At 58.5% G+C, this 13,215-nt stretch carries 15 protein-coding genes and 1 riboswitch; of the genes, 6 read left to right on the top strand and 9 right to left on the bottom strand.

The annotated features are described in order from the left end of the window. A riboswitch (SAM-SAH riboswitch) is annotated at positions 1-49 on the bottom strand. Between the two features lie 42 nt (positions 50-91). The 6 genes from lnt to miaB form a co-directional block, all read right to left on the bottom strand. Continuing rightward, positions 92-1,597 (bottom strand): apolipoprotein N-acyltransferase, encoded by a 1,506-nt coding sequence (gene lnt, locus ACR0J8_RS09635; RefSeq protein ID WP_480889874.1) that lies wholly within the window; start codon positions 1,595-1,597, stop codon positions 92-94. Next, positions 1,594-2,481 (bottom strand): hemolysin family protein, encoded by an 888-nt coding sequence (locus tag ACR0J8_RS09640; RefSeq protein WP_480524922.1) that lies wholly within the window; start codon positions 2,479-2,481, stop codon positions 1,594-1,596. The genes lnt and ACR0J8_RS09640 overlap by 4 nt, the downstream gene beginning before the upstream one ends. 35 nt (positions 2,482-2,516) lie before the next feature. Continuing rightward, on the bottom strand, positions 2,517-3,011 hold the full coding sequence (gene ybeY, locus ACR0J8_RS09645; protein WP_480524923.1) for an rRNA maturation RNase YbeY: 495 nt from the start codon (positions 3,009-3,011) through the stop codon (positions 2,517-2,519). 36 nt (positions 3,012-3,047) lie between these two features. Further along, positions 3,048-4,070, bottom strand: a complete 1,023-nt coding sequence (locus ACR0J8_RS09650; protein WP_480524925.1) for a PhoH family protein — start codon at positions 4,068-4,070, stop codon at positions 3,048-3,050. Positions 4,071-4,218: 148 nt separating this feature from the next. Further along, on the bottom strand, positions 4,219-4,983 hold the full coding sequence (locus ACR0J8_RS09655) for an outer membrane protein (RefSeq protein WP_480524926.1): 765 nt from the start codon (positions 4,981-4,983) through the stop codon (positions 4,219-4,221). A 181-nt stretch (positions 4,984-5,164) separates the two neighbouring features. Then, complete coding sequence (miaB, locus tag ACR0J8_RS09660; RefSeq protein WP_480525028.1) at positions 5,165-6,484, bottom strand: tRNA (N6-isopentenyl adenosine(37)-C2)-methylthiotransferase MiaB; 1,320 nt, start codon at positions 6,482-6,484, stop codon at positions 5,165-5,167. 120 nt (positions 6,485-6,604) lie between these two features. On the opposite strand from miaB, the gene ACR0J8_RS09665 reads away from it, so the two are divergent. Beyond that, positions 6,605-7,468, top strand: a complete 864-nt coding sequence (locus tag ACR0J8_RS09665) for a hypothetical protein (RefSeq protein WP_480524928.1) — start codon at positions 6,605-6,607, stop codon at positions 7,466-7,468. Positions 7,469-7,536: 68 nt separating this feature from the next. Here the strand turns inward: ACR0J8_RS09665 and ACR0J8_RS09670 are convergent, their stop codons facing one another. Continuing rightward, positions 7,537-8,334 (bottom strand): phytanoyl-CoA dioxygenase family protein, encoded by a 798-nt coding sequence (locus tag ACR0J8_RS09670; RefSeq protein WP_480524930.1) that lies wholly within the window; start codon positions 8,332-8,334, stop codon positions 7,537-7,539. Positions 8,335-8,419: 85 nt separating this feature from the next. On the opposite strand from ACR0J8_RS09670, the gene ACR0J8_RS09675 reads away from it, so the two are divergent. After that, on the top strand, positions 8,420-9,310 hold the full coding sequence (locus ACR0J8_RS09675; protein ID WP_480524932.1) for a LysR family transcriptional regulator: 891 nt from the start codon (positions 8,420-8,422) through the stop codon (positions 9,308-9,310). Between the two features lie 6 nt (positions 9,311-9,316). Here the strand turns inward: ACR0J8_RS09675 and irrA are convergent, their stop codons facing one another. Next, positions 9,317-9,736, bottom strand: coding sequence for an iron response transcriptional regulator IrrA (gene irrA, locus ACR0J8_RS09680; RefSeq protein ID WP_480524934.1), 420 nt, complete (start codon positions 9,734-9,736; stop codon positions 9,317-9,319). A 191-nt stretch (positions 9,737-9,927) separates the two neighbouring features. Between irrA and fabA the strand changes: the two genes are divergently transcribed. Genes fabA through ACR0J8_RS09700 form a run of 4 tightly spaced genes read left to right on the top strand, consistent with a single transcriptional unit; the run spans position 9,928 to position 12,763 of the window. Next, entirely contained in the window at positions 9,928-10,437 is a 510-nt protein-coding gene (gene fabA, locus ACR0J8_RS09685) for a bifunctional 3-hydroxydecanoyl-ACP dehydratase/trans-2-decenoyl-ACP isomerase (RefSeq protein ID WP_170807690.1), read from the top strand. Positions 10,438-10,485: 48 nt separating this feature from the next. After that, on the top strand, positions 10,486-11,715 hold the full coding sequence (gene fabB, locus ACR0J8_RS09690; RefSeq protein ID WP_170613465.1) for a beta-ketoacyl-ACP synthase I: 1,230 nt from the start codon (positions 10,486-10,488) through the stop codon (positions 11,713-11,715). A 5-nt stretch (positions 11,716-11,720) separates the two neighbouring features. Further along, positions 11,721-12,512: an enoyl-ACP reductase FabI gene (locus ACR0J8_RS09695; RefSeq protein ID WP_480524937.1), complete on the top strand. Its 792-nt coding sequence runs from the start codon at positions 11,721-11,723 to the stop codon at positions 12,510-12,512. A 59-nt stretch (positions 12,513-12,571) separates the two neighbouring features. Then, positions 12,572-12,763 (top strand): hypothetical protein, encoded by a 192-nt coding sequence (locus ACR0J8_RS09700; RefSeq protein WP_480524939.1) that lies wholly within the window; start codon positions 12,572-12,574, stop codon positions 12,761-12,763. Between the two features lie 21 nt (positions 12,764-12,784). Here the strand turns inward: ACR0J8_RS09700 and ACR0J8_RS09705 are convergent, their stop codons facing one another. Continuing rightward, entirely contained in the window at positions 12,785-13,213 is a 429-nt protein-coding gene (locus tag ACR0J8_RS09705) for an FKBP-type peptidyl-prolyl cis-trans isomerase (RefSeq protein ID WP_170678317.1), read from the bottom strand. Positions 13,214-13,215 lie beyond the last annotated feature (2 nt).

Raw genomic sequence — 13,215 nt, forward strand, 5'->3', positions numbered from 1 at the left:
TGCTCCATTATGGTTTTCCCATCACGCCAGGAAGCCGTTGTGACAGGCATCAGGATGCATAAATCGCCTGGCCAGAAGGGTCAATCCGCATTTATGATCCGGCCCGCCTAGCAAGCAGCCAGGACACCAAAAACATGGCCAATAAAGCCAAAAGCATCGGACTATCCCCAATGCGCGAATAAAAAGTTTCCGTCAGGGGGGCCGGAAGCTGTGCATCCACGTAGCCTGCCTGCCCCAAGGGCAATGCGCTTGTGATGCGCCCCAGCGGGTCAATCATGGCCGATACTCCGGTGTTGGCCGACCGCATCATCGGCAGACCCATCTCAATCGCGCGCATCTGGGCCTGCGCCAGATGCTGGTAAGGGCCGGATCGTGTTCCGAACCACGCGTCATTGGTGATTTGCAGCAGGTAATCCGCGCGCCCGGGGGCCGTCAGGACGTCCTGAGTAAACACCGCCTCGTAACAGATAAGCGGCAACGCCCGGCCGAGCATGCCCGTATCCATCAGGGCTGGCCCGGGTCCGGAACTGAAACCGTTGCCCGTAGTCGTGGCCATGCCGTGAACTCCGAAACGAACCATCAGATTCCCGAAAGGCACATATTCCCCGAATGGCGCAAGGTGATGCTTGTCATACAGCTCCTGCTGCTGGGCATCTTGATCCAGCAAGATCATGGAATTGTAGATACGGGCACCATCACTGCGTTGGATACCCAGAACAACCGGAACACCCTGGGCGGCATCCGCGATGGCGTTCAGATAAGGTTGCGCCCCGCTCAGCCACGCCGGTACGGATGTTTCGGGCCAGACAATCAGATCGGGACGCGGTTCAGCGGCGGTATATTCTACCTGCCGCGCAAAAAACAGCGGCGTGAAATCCGGATCCCATTTCTGGTGTTGCGGTGCATTGGGCTGCACCAAACGCACGACGTGATCGGTGTCAGTCACATTGGGCCTGCTGAGCGCATATACCCCGGCCAGAATCGCAAGCCCAGCCGTCATCGCGATTGGCATTGCCAGGTCCCGAGTGTCTTCGCGCTTGGTCAGGCCCGCGCCCAAAGGCAGGGTGGCAAAAAGAGTCATCGCGCCCAAGCCGTAAGGCCCGATCAGCGACAGCAGTTGCGCCACAGGTGTACCGACCCAGATCTGCGCCAGCCCTGCCCAGGGAAAACCTGTGAACACATATCCGCGTGCCAGTTCAACCAATGAAATTGCGGTCGCCAGCAAACACGCCTGCAAAATCGCCGGAGCGCCGGGGTGCCGCGAGACACGAAACGCCAAAGCCCAGAACAACGCCAGCCCGCCGGCCAGGAATACCAGCGCAAAGGGCGCCATCCAGGCGTGGCGCGCGGCGTCAACCTGAAACGGCTCGACAATCCAGGACAGCGCGTGCGCGAAATAGCCGGTTGCAAAGGCCCATCCCAACCAACCTGCGCGCGCCCTTGTTTCTGTTGTCAGAAACAAGGGCGCGATCAATACCAGGGCGACCAGAGTTGCCAGCCAATATCCGAACGGCGCCAGGCCAAACGCAGCCAGCGCCCCAAGCAACCCGGCCAGCGCCACCCTCAACAGGAAGGGCCAGCCTTTGGCAGGGTTCATGCAACCTGATCCGGCAACATGATACGCAATCGCTTGATGCGCCGGGGATCGGCGTCGATGACTTCGAACTCGGGGCCTTCGGGGTGCAGTACGACCTCTCCCCTCGTCGGGACGCGCCCGGACAACATGAAGACCAGACCGCCCAGCGTATCGATCTCTTCTTCATCGACATCTTCGTGGCTGGTCAGCGAACGTCCGATTTCGGCCTCGAAATCCTCAAGCGGGACCTTCGCCTGAACGACATAGCAGCCGGGCTTCTCCTGAACCCACAACTGACTTTCATCGGCATCATGTTCGTCGGCGATCTCACCCACAACCTGTTCGATCAGGTCTTCGATGGTCAGCAGGCCATCAACCCCACCGTATTCGTCGATCACCAGCGCCATATGGCGTCGCTCTGTCTGCATCTTTGTCAGCAAAACCCCGATCGGCATCGATGGCGGCACAAAAAGAAGCGTGCGCAGCATCGAAACAAGGTCAAATTCAGCCGATCCGCCATTGAACCCGTGGGTCAGAGCAAAATCCTTGAGGTGCACAAACCCCAAGGGCGTATCCAAGGTCCCGTCGTAAACCGGTATCCGTGACAAGCCGCTGTCACGAAACAGCTGCGCCAGTTCATCCTTGCTGATCGTTGACGGGACCGCGACGATATCCGCAGACGGGATTGCAACATCCTCGACCCGCATACGGCGAAGGTTGATCATGCCGCGGGGCTGAATCATGTCGGTGTCATGTCCGTTGGCCACGCTAGCGGTGTCGTCACTCTGCGATGTAAATGCATCAACGATCCGGGAAAAAAGTCCGGATTTATCTTTACTTTCAATGTTGCCATCCTCTGGTTGCGCGCTTTGCGCCGCCATAGAACTGCCGTCTGTATCGCCCATTATCCTGTTCCAACTGTGCGGGCCCGAGGCCCCATTCATACATTATATGGGTCATCAATACCCATTTTGCCAAGTATCTCGACCTCGACCGCCTCCATCAAAGTGGCGTCAGGGTCACGAATGTGATCATACCCCAGCAAATGCAACACACCGTGAACGATCAGATGTGTCACGTGGTCACCCATGGGTTTGCCCGCCTCTGCGGCCTCGCGCTGGCAGGTCTCGAAGGCTATGGCGATATCCCCCAGCACGATCTCACCCGTGAAGTCCGGACTTGGTTGCGCGGGGATTCCGCCTGGGTCCGCCGGTGAAAGATCCTCGGCGGGCCAGCTCAGCACGTTTGTCGGCACAGGCTTTCCCCGAAATTCCGAATTCAGATCGGCAATTCGGGCGTCATCACATCCCAGCAGGCTGATTTCACACTCATCGGACTCAAGCCCGCAATGGGTCAGAGCGCCAATGATCGCCCTTTGGGCCAAAGGCTCCAGCCCTGACCAGCGTACGTCTTCGACCGTTATTTCCAGGTTCATGCCTTTCACCCAATGCCTGTGCAGCGGGCACCTAGGTCACTCTGTGTCCCGGCCCGCGTCGGCCTCATACGCTTCGATGATGGCGGCGACAAGCGGGTGGCGGACAACGTCCTTGGAAGTGAAATAGTTGAAACTGATGTTGGGAATCGACTTGAGCAGCCGTTCCGCATCCCGCAAACCCGACTGAACACCGCGCGGCAGGTCCACCTGAGACCGGTCCCCTGTGATAACCATGCGGCTGCCTTCACCCAGTCGGGTCAAAAACATCTTCATCTGCATGGTGGTCGCGTTCTGCGCCTCGTCCAGCACCACAAAGGCATTGGCCAAGGTACGCCCCCGCATGAACGCCAGCGGCGCGATTTCGATTCGCTTTTCCTCGATCAGCTTGGCCAGTTGCTTGCCGGGCAGGAAATCATTCAGCGCGTCGTACAGAGGCTGCATGTAAGGATCGACCTTGTCCTTCATGTCGCCCGGCAGATAGCCCAGCTTTTCACCGGCCTCGACTGCGGGTCGGCTGAGGATGATCCGGTCGACCTGCCCACCAATGAACATCGACACCCCGGCGGCGACAGCAAGGTATGTCTTGCCGGTTCCCGCAGGCCCGATTCCAAAGGCCAATTCGTTGTTGAACAACGAGCGGACATAGGCTTTTTGGGCATCAGTGCGCGGTTCGACCAGCTTTTTGCGCGTCTTGATCTCGACAGTGCCGCCTTTGAACATTTCAAGCTGATCGCCGTCGCGCGTTCCGGTCTCGGCCTCGGAATTGCCCATGCGCAATTCCCTGTCGACATCGGCCGGCATGACCTCGCGCCCGCCTTCCAACCGGGTGTACAGGGCCTGCAGCACCTCGAGGGCCTGCTTTTGCGCGTCCTCATCGCCCATCACGACCAGTTGATTTCCCCGGCGCACGATCTGAACAGATAGCTTCTGTTCGATATCGGCCAGATTGCGGTCATATTCGCCGCATAGATCAATCAACAGTCGGTTGTTGGGAAATTCAACAAGCGCCTCGTTACGGGGCATGTCATTTTGCGGTGGGTTCAGGGCACCGATGGCCAATCCGTTCTCCTGTCTTGGCGTTTCAAAATCAGCGTAGACAACAATTCTTGTCGGGCGCAAGACAGAGTTTCAAATTTTCCCCCACGCATTGCAAAAGCGCCGCCGACCGTCCCCTTGCGCCTTGGGTCGCGTTTGGTGGAATGCGCCCTCAGAACCGGTAATTCAGACCGAACCGAAGCCCTTGGTACTTGGGCGTGGATTTTGTGGAAAAGCCCGAGTCGAACGTCACGTCTTTCGACTGGAACTGAACAAATTCATATTCACCGGTAATCGACCAGTTATCGGACAGGAAGTGCTCTGCCCCGACACTGACCGAGAACCCGCCGCGCTGGTCGCTTTCCTCAAAGGACTGAATGCGGGATACGGGGCCAAAGCTGTTGGAGGTGGTCACATCGCCCTGCACGTACCCGAGGGACACGAAATACAGAATATTTCCGCCCCGGTTTGTCACGCCATTACGAAACCGGACCGACAGGATATCGGATATTTCGGAGCTGCCCGTGACGGCAACGGACCCAACTTGAGTGGAAACACTGTCTTCCAATGATCCGAAATCGTACCCAAGCTCTAACCCGTAGACATAGTTGCGCCGACCGCTGATAGGCAGGCTGCCGCGCCATCCGCCCCGAATTCCGCCATATGAGCCGCTCAGGGTGAGATCGCCGACAGTCGTGGTGCCGGCAGGAGTTCTGAGGCCAAACCTGTCATCCCCCTCGCCCCCGTATCCGGCGCTGAGCCCGAGGTAGAACGCGCTGACATCATCGCCGTACCGTTTTGCGCTGATCACTTCAGCATCAGCAACATCGCCGTTGCGATCGCTGGCGGGGCTGGAACCGGCTTGAAACACCATCAAAAGGGCCAAAGGCAATGCTGCCCAAAACCTGGGTGAAACCGAATGTGCTCGCTTTTTCACTCGTACCCTCCTTTGCGCCGAACGGACCATCGGACCAACGCATATCCGCTCCAAAAAGGCGCGTGGGAACCGCCCCAAGGAAAGACTGGGTTTCCTCGACCATAGTTCGCAACGATAAATCAAGGGTAAATTTTGGAAACAAACACCAGTTATGGTGTCTGCGCCATGGATAACGACAGCCTCAGATCACTTCGCCCGCAAGCGAGTTTGCACCGGATTCGGTGATCAGCACGTCCCTCAGATCGCCCGCCACAATATCGGTGCCCGTAACGTGAACCGAATGCAGATACTCGGATTTTCCGACCATCTGGCCCGGCAAACGCCCTGGTTTTTCAAACAAAACCCGTACTTTTCTGCCGACCATGTCATCCTGGATCTCGCGCTGATGGCGGGTGATCAGCGCCTGCAGACGCTGCAGACGATCATCCGCCGCTTGCGGGTCGACCTGTTGCCGCTCGGCGGCCGGTGTGCCGGGGCGCGTCGAATACTTGAACGAATAGGCATATCCATACCGGACCTGCTCGACGAGCTCCATAGTCTCCTGGAAATCCTGTTCGGTTTCCTCCGGAAAGCCCACGATGAAATCGCCGGACATGACGATATCCGGCCGCGCAGCCCGGATACGTTCGATCAGGCGCAGATAGCTTTCGGCGGTATGGCTGCGGTTCATGCGCTTGAGGATCCTGTCCGATCCCGACTGCACTGGCAGGTGCAGATACGGCATCAGCTTTTCGCAGGTTCCATGCGCCTCGATCAGGTCATCCGCCATGTCATTGGGGTGAGATGTGGTAAAGCGAATACGCTCCAGCCCGTCGACCTTGTTCAACTCCCAGATCAGGCCGGCAAGCGACACATCCCCGTTCGGGCCCGCACCGTGATACGCATTGACGTTCTGTCCCAGCAGGGTGATTTCGCGCACGCCGCGGTCAACCAGATCCTGCGCCTCGCGGATGATACGGTCGGCAGGACGGCTGACTTCGGCCCCCCGCGTGTAGGGAACAACGCAGAAGGCACAGAACTTGTCGCAACCTTCCTGAACGGTCAGAAATGCGGTTGGCCCACGGCTGGCCTTTGGACGGTTCTTGAGCTTCTCGAACTTGTCCTCTTCCGGAAAATCCGTATCCAACGCCTTTTCGCCCGCGCGGGTCTTCGCCTCCATCTCGGGCAGGCGGTGATAGCTTTGTGGCCCCACAACCAGATCGACCAGAGGCTGGCGGCGCATGATTTCTTCACCCTCTGCCTGGGCGACACAGCCCGCAACGCCAATCTTGAGATCGGGTTTTTCGGCCTTCAACCCCTTGAACCGGCCCAATTCGGAATAGACCTTTTCGGCGGCTTTTTCCCGGATATGGCAGGTGTTCAGCAGGATCATATCCGCGTCATCCGGGCTTTTGGTTTCGACATAGCCCTTCCCACCCAGAGTTTCGGCCATACGCTCGCTGTCGTAGACGTTCATCTGGCAACCATAGGTCTTGATGTACAGCTTCTTGGGTTCTGACATGAAAACGGCCTTTGCATTCGCGGGATCGGCGTCGTCTATACCCATAGAACGCCGCTTGCAATGCCGACGCGATTAACCGATTTTGGCCGGCAATTCCAGCACGGCGGATCAAGACAGGCGATGCACTACAAGACCCTCGACACTTTTCTGCAATCCGGCAGCGCCGCCCTCGCCAAGGGACCCGTTGCCCTGGTCATCGCCGAGGACGACGTCGAACTTGACGGAACCATCCGCCACCATCTGAACCTTGGCTTCAAATCTCTGATCGCTTTGATGCCGCTGGAGTTTAATCTGGATCCGGAACTGTCCGAACGCGTTCACCGGGTAGATCAGACCTGCGCGCCACGAACCGTGGTCTTTGACGCACTAAACCGGATCATCCAGGCCGCGCCGGGGTTGTGGCTGTACTACTGCTACAACGCCGAGTACCTGTTCTTTCCGTTTTGCGAGACCCGAAGCATCGGCGAGATGCTGACGTTCCATACCGAAGAGCGCCGCAATGCGATGCTGTGCCACGTGATCGACCTTTATGCCGAAGACCTGACCGTATATCCCAACGGTGTCGCCCCTGATCACGCCATGCTGGACCGAACCGGATACTACGCGCACGCCCGCCACGATGCCGACGGACATCCGCTTGAGCGCCAGCTGGACATGTCAGGTGGCCTACGATGGCGGTTCGAGGATCACATCCCCTACGAACGCCGCCGCATTGACAGGATTTCCCTGTTCAAGGCGCAAAAGACCCTGACGCTGAAGCCGGACCACAGCTTTAACGAGGCGGAATACAACACGTATTCGTGCCCCTGGCATCATAACCTGACGGCCGCGATCTGTTCTTTCCGCGCCGCCAAGGCCCTTAAAAGCAATGCCGGTTCCACATTCGATATCCCGACCTTCCGCTGGCAGAATTCAGTGCCGTTTGAATGGACCTCGCAACAATTGCTCGATCTGGGCCTGATGGAATCGGGACAGTGGTTCTGACAAGCTTTTCGTCTGTTTGAAAATGCCGCGGTGGAAGCGCGGCATTGTTGCGATGGGGGCAGTGTCCCCTACCGCTGCAACAAGACCGGAAACCAGTCTTCGCGCAGACGTTGCCCGGGCTGCATGTCATGCCCCGGGAACGGCGGCGAAGTCCGGCCCGGGCGCTCGACATAGCGTGCGTCGTCACCGACCAGCCGCAACGAAAATGCCCGGCGGCGGCTGTCCGACTGATTGCCCCGCGCACCATGCAATGTGCGGTAGTTGAACGCCACCGCATCTCCCGGCTTCATCTCGAATTCGACGACCCGCATGCCTTCGGCATCCGGATCGGGCACGGGGATGTACTGGCCTTCATCCGCAAAGAACCCTTCCTCGGAAACCCATCGTGTCGGCAGGACTTCTTTTTCCCACCGGTGCGACCCGGCAACGCAGCGCAAGGTTGCCTGCTTGACCGGATCAAGTGGCGACCAGAAGCTGATCGTTTGCTGGCCATCAACAAAGTAATAGGGACCATCCTGGTGCCATGGGGTCGCCATCGAGGTTCCCGGTTCCTTGACCAGCACGTGATCATGAAACATCTGAACACTGCGCGACTGCATCAGGTCTGCAGCCACCTCGGCAGCCGGCGAGTTGCGGATCACATCTTCAAACTGCCCGATTCGCGACCAGTTGCAGTAATCGTCGAAAAACAGTCCGGTCTCGCCCTGTTTACGATTGTCGGACGCATACGGTCCAGGCTCGGCCATGTTTGCGGCCACCCCGTCGCGCAGAGCCTCTACGTGATCGGCAAATAGCCCTTTGATCAGGACCACGCCGTCTTCCTGAAAGGTGTCAATCATTTCCTGTGTAACAAGGGGGTGTGTCATCTCGGTCTCCGTGCGTTCCCTGCCCGATCTGCACATGAAAATTAATTCTATTCAAATAATATCTTTCGAACCTAGAATTAATGGTATGTTATACGTTACGCTCCGACATTATGAATATATCTGCGCAATTGGCCGCTACGGCAGCCTGTCCGCGGCGGCTCAGCAACTCAATGTCTCGCAACCTGCGTTGTCCACCGCCCTGACGCGGGTCGAGTCGCAATTGGGGTATCCGCTTTTTGCCCGCAAACGAGGCGCCGCGATGGCCGTCACGCCACAAGGCCGCCGGTTTATCGGCGAGGCTGAGGCGCTGCTGGACCGTGCCGCGCGGCTGGAATCGTCGGACCAGACCAACACCGGCGCGGCGACGCTGCGGATCGGGTGTTTCGTGGACCTGGCCCCTTTCCTGATGGCTCCGGCCTTGCACCTACTTCGGAATGCCCTGCCTGACGTCGCGATCACTTATCAGGTGGACGGATTCGAGGGGCTGATTTCGGGAATGATAGACGGGCGCATTGACATTGCCCTGACCTATGGGCTGAGCATGGATGCCGGTTTCTCGCGGCGCATCCTGTTCGACAACATCCCCCACGCGGTGATGCCGCCCGAGCATATTCTGACGGGCAACGACACAATTTCACTGAAGGAATTGGAATCGCACCCCCTAATCCTGTCTCAGGAGGGTTTGTCGGCGCAGCATGTGCTGGGCCTGTTCCGGCAAAACGGGTTGTCGCCCACCGTCGCGCACCGCGCGGCCTCGCTGGAAATCCAGCGCAGCCTTGCCGCCCACGGCGAGGGAATCGCAATCAGCTACGCCATCCCGCACAGCAATTTCAGCTATGACGGGCGACCGCTGACCAGCAAGCCGATATCCAACCCGGAAGCGGCAGAACCCGTGGTTCTGGCACGTCACGGAATAGGTCCGGCGGACAGCAATGTTCAAAAGGCGGAACAGGCTCTGGCTGAACTCGGCGGTTAAGAGGTGTTACTGCGTTTTGCGAAGGCGGATAACAACGTCAACCGACGCGATCTCGACCCCTTCAGGCGCTTCGGGAAGACGCTGGATCACCAGCTGATCCGAGGGCGCATCGCTCAGCCGGCCTTCGTCTTCCCAGAAGAAGTGCGGGTGGTCATGCGTGTTGGTGTCAAAATAGCTTTTTGACCCGTCCACGGTGATTTCCTGCAGAACACCGGCGTCGCAAAAGGCGCGCAGCGTGTTGTACACTGTCGCCAGCGACACCGCGTCGCCATTTTTCTTGGCCGCATCAAACAGGCTTTCGGCGGTGACGTGACGGTGTCTTCCGTCGCCAACAAGCAGCTCGGCCAAAGCAACACGCTGGCGCGTCGGGCGCAATCCGGCGTCTACAAGCCAAGTCGTGGCTCTGTTCTGGCTTTGAGGTGTCATGATTTCCGATACCCGTAATTCTGGCTGTCTTACATATAAGTGCTTCGCCCCCACAATTTCAAATGAAATTCATTCGCAAAGAATGGGCTGAGCGCGACATGATATGGACCACAACTCTTGCAGGCCCTTGCAAACGGGTGCTAGACGAGGCCAGATATAACGAACGGACCCCTGGCAGGAGAGGCGGCAGAATGGCCCAATTCCCGAGCAGTTTTGACAAGGATGATCTGCTGAAATGCGCCCGTGGCGAATTATTCGGCCCCGGAAACGCGCAATTACCTGCCCCACCGATGCTGATGATGGACCGGATCACCGACATTTCCGGCGATGGCGGCGAACATGGCAAAGGCCATGTGGTGGCAGAATTCGACATCAATCCTGACCTGTGGTTCTTTGACTGCCATTTCCCCGGCAACCCGATCATGCCAGGCTGTCTGGGTCTGGACGGGCTGTGGCAGCTGACCGGCTTCAATCTGGGCTGGCGCGGCTGGCAGGGGCGCGGATACGCATTGGGCGTGGGCGAGGTCAAGCTGACCGGAATGGTGCGCCCCGACCGCAAGATGCTGACATATTATGTGGATTTCACCAAAGCCGTGCAAACCCGCCGTCTGACCATGGGTGTGGCGGATGGCCGGGTCGAAGCCGACGGCGAAGTGATTTATCAGGTCAAGGACATGAAGGTTGCGCTGTCTGAAAGCTGAACGCGGCTGACGGACTGGTAACAAGGAACGGAATACAGGAGTACGCATATGCGTCGCGTCGTCGTCACCGGTCTGGGGGTCGTTTCCTCGATCGGCAACAATGCCGAAGAGGTCCTCGCCTCGCTCAAGGCAGGTAAATCCGGGATCGAAGCCAACGAACAGATGGTCGAACACGGATTTCGCAGCCAGATCGCCGGAACGCTCAAGATCGACGTGGCCGAGCATGTGGACAAGCGTACCCTTCGTTTCATGGGCCCCGGCGCCGCATACGCGCACATCGCCATGAGCCAGGCGATTGAAGACGCCGGCCTGACCGAAGACCAGGTCGTCAACCCGCGTACGGGTCTTGTCGCAGGCTCCGGTGGACCATCGACCAGCGCCATGCTGACGGCGCATCAGACTGTGCTGAAAAACGGTGCGACAAAGCGGATCGGCCCCTTTGCAGTGCCGAAATGCATGTGCTCGACAATTTCGGCGAACCTTGCGACAGCGTTCAAAATCAAGGGTATCAACTATTCCATCACGTCGGCCTGCTCGACGTCGCTGCATTGTATCGGCAACGCGGCGGAGCAGATCATGCTGGGCAAGCAGGATGTGATGTTTGCAGGCGGCGGCGAGGAACTGGACTGGACCCTGTCCTGTCTGTTCGACGCGATGGGTGCGATGTCCTCCAAATACAACGACACCCCCGAAAAAGCCTCGCGTGCATTCGATCAGAACCGTGACGGTTTCGTGATTTCCGGCGGCGGCGGCATCGTCGTTCTGGAAGACCTGGAACACGCACTGGCACGCGGCGCCAAGATCTATGCCGAGGTCACGGGTTATGCCGCGACATCCGACGGACATGACATGGTTGCACCGTCCGGTGAAGGCGGCGAGCGTGCGATGCGCCTGGCCCTGTCCACCCTGCCCGAAGGCCGTAAGGTCGATTACATCAACGCCCACGGCACCTCGACCCCGGTCGGCGATGTGGGCGAGGTTGAGGCCGTTCGCCGTATCTTCGGTGAGGGCAGCGTACCGCCGATTTCGTCGACCAAATCGATGACGGGCCATGCGCAAGGCGCAGCCGGCGCGCTTGAGGCGATTTTCTGCCTTTTGATGCTGCAAAATGACTTTATTACTCCGTCGATCAATGTCGACACACTTTCCGACGGCATCCTGCCCGGTGAAATTGCAACTCAAGTGGTTGAAAACGCAGGTTTGGACTCTGTCATGACCAACAGCTTCGGCTTTGGCGGCACCAACGGCTCCATGATCCTGTCCAGGTATAACGGGTGACTATGATGTCGGATCTTCTCAAGGGCAAACGCGGCCTGATCATGGGCGTGGCAAATGACCGCTCGATTGCGTGGGGCATTGCCAAGGCGATGCATGAGGCCGGGGCCGAACTGGCGTTCACCTATCAGGGTGACGCGTTCGGAAAGCGTCTGGAGCCGCTGGCACAAAGCCTCGGCAGCGATTTCATGGTAGATGCGGACGTCACCGACGACGCCTCGCTGGACCGCGCTTTTGGCGAGCTGGGTGAGCGATGGCCGACCATCGATTTCGTCGTGCACGCCATCGCCTATTCCGACAAGAACGAACTGACCGGCCGGTTTCTGAACACGACCCGCGCGAACTTCAAACACTCGCTGGATGTCTCGGCCTATTCCTTTATCGAGGTCGCGCGCCGGGCATATCCGCTTATGAGGGACAATGGCGGCACCTTGCTGACCCTGACCTATCAGGGGTCTAACAAGGTTGTTCCCAACTACAACGTGATGGGTGTGGCCAAGGCGGCACTGGAATCGGCGACCCGCTACCTGGCCAATGATCTCGGCCCTGATGGTATTCGCGTCAACGCAATCTCTCCCGGGCCGATGAAAACGCTGGCCGGGGCCGCAATTGGCGGCGCGCGCAAGACCTACAAGTTCTGCGATCAGAACGCGCCGATGCGATCGAACGCGACGCTTGAGGCCGTGGGCGGCACTGCGGTTTATCTGGCGTCGGACGCCGGGTCCTGCACATCAGGTGAGATCATCCGTGTCGATGGCGGTTTCCATATCCTTGGAATGCCGCAGCCCGAGGCGATGTGACCATATCTTTCCCTGCCGACGCCTAGATTTGACCATCTTTCGGCGGCAGGGATTGGCTTATGAGCAAGCTAGACCAGATCATAGCAAACAACGCGCGCGGACCTCAGGTCCGGCGCAAGTCGGGACTCCTGACCAATCGGGGTCGTGTCATGTTACTGACGCTGACATCCCTTCTGGTGCTGTTTGTCTTTTTGACTCAGTCACCGGTGCGTGAAGCTGTGGATCGCCTTATCGGCATGATTGCAGGCTGACGGTCTTTTCGCCTTTTCCGGTCAGTTTACCGAAACCACCTCAATCTCAAAGATCAGGTCCTGTCCCGCCAGGGGATGGTTCCCGTCAAGAGTAACGGTGGCCTCATCTGCATCCACAACGGTAACAGGCAAGGCTTGCCCGTCAGGCGTCTGCATCTGCAGCTGAGTACCAGGCTCCAGCGGAATATCATCCGGGATGCCTTCGCGCGGGATGGCCTGACGCATCGCCGGGTTGATCGGCCCATAGGCTTCCACACAGGCGATTTCGACCCGTTTTTTGTCGCCTGCCGCCAGACCCGGCATGGCCGTGTCGAGGCCGGGAATGATCTGGCCCGAGCCAACGACGAACTCAAGCGGATCGCGCCCCTCGGAACTGTCGAAGACGGATCCGTCCAGCAAGGTGCCGGTATAATGGATGCGCACTGTGTCGCCTTGTTTGATTTCAGTCATAT

The sequence above is a fragment of the Ruegeria sp. N11 genome, from assembly GCF_056531525.1.

Coding starts and splice junctions, on each gene's coding strand:
- ACR0J8_RS09695 (WP_480524937.1), top strand. CDS start 11,721: ATGTCGGATCTTCTCAAGGGCAAACGCGGCCTGATCATGGGCGTGGCA.
- irrA (WP_480524934.1), bottom strand. CDS start 9,736: ATGACACCTCAAAGCCAGAACAGAGCCACGACTTGGCTTGTAGACGCC.
- ACR0J8_RS09640 (WP_480524922.1), bottom strand. CDS start 2,481: ATGGGCGATACAGACGGCAGTTCTATGGCGGCGCAAAGCGCGCAACCA.
- ACR0J8_RS09700 (WP_480524939.1), top strand. CDS start 12,572: ATGAGCAAGCTAGACCAGATCATAGCAAACAACGCGCGCGGACCTCAG.
- ybeY (WP_480524923.1), bottom strand. CDS start 3,011: ATGAACCTGGAAATAACGGTCGAAGACGTACGCTGGTCAGGGCTGGAG.
- lnt (WP_480889874.1), bottom strand. CDS start 1,597: ATGAACCCTGCCAAAGGCTGGCCCTTCCTGTTGAGGGTGGCGCTGGCC.
- fabB (WP_170613465.1), top strand. CDS start 10,486: ATGCGTCGCGTCGTCGTCACCGGTCTGGGGGTCGTTTCCTCGATCGGC.
- ACR0J8_RS09675 (WP_480524932.1), top strand. CDS start 8,420: ATGTTATACGTTACGCTCCGACATTATGAATATATCTGCGCAATTGGC.
- ACR0J8_RS09705 (WP_170678317.1), bottom strand. CDS start 13,213: ATGACTGAAATCAAACAAGGCGACACAGTGCGCATCCATTATACCGGC.
- ACR0J8_RS09665 (WP_480524928.1), top strand. CDS start 6,605: ATGCACTACAAGACCCTCGACACTTTTCTGCAATCCGGCAGCGCCGCC.
- miaB (WP_480525028.1), bottom strand. CDS start 6,484: ATGTCAGAACCCAAGAAGCTGTACATCAAGACCTATGGTTGCCAGATG.
- ACR0J8_RS09670 (WP_480524930.1), bottom strand. CDS start 8,334: ATGACACACCCCCTTGTTACACAGGAAATGATTGACACCTTTCAGGAA.
- fabA (WP_170807690.1), top strand. CDS start 9,928: ATGGCCCAATTCCCGAGCAGTTTTGACAAGGATGATCTGCTGAAATGC.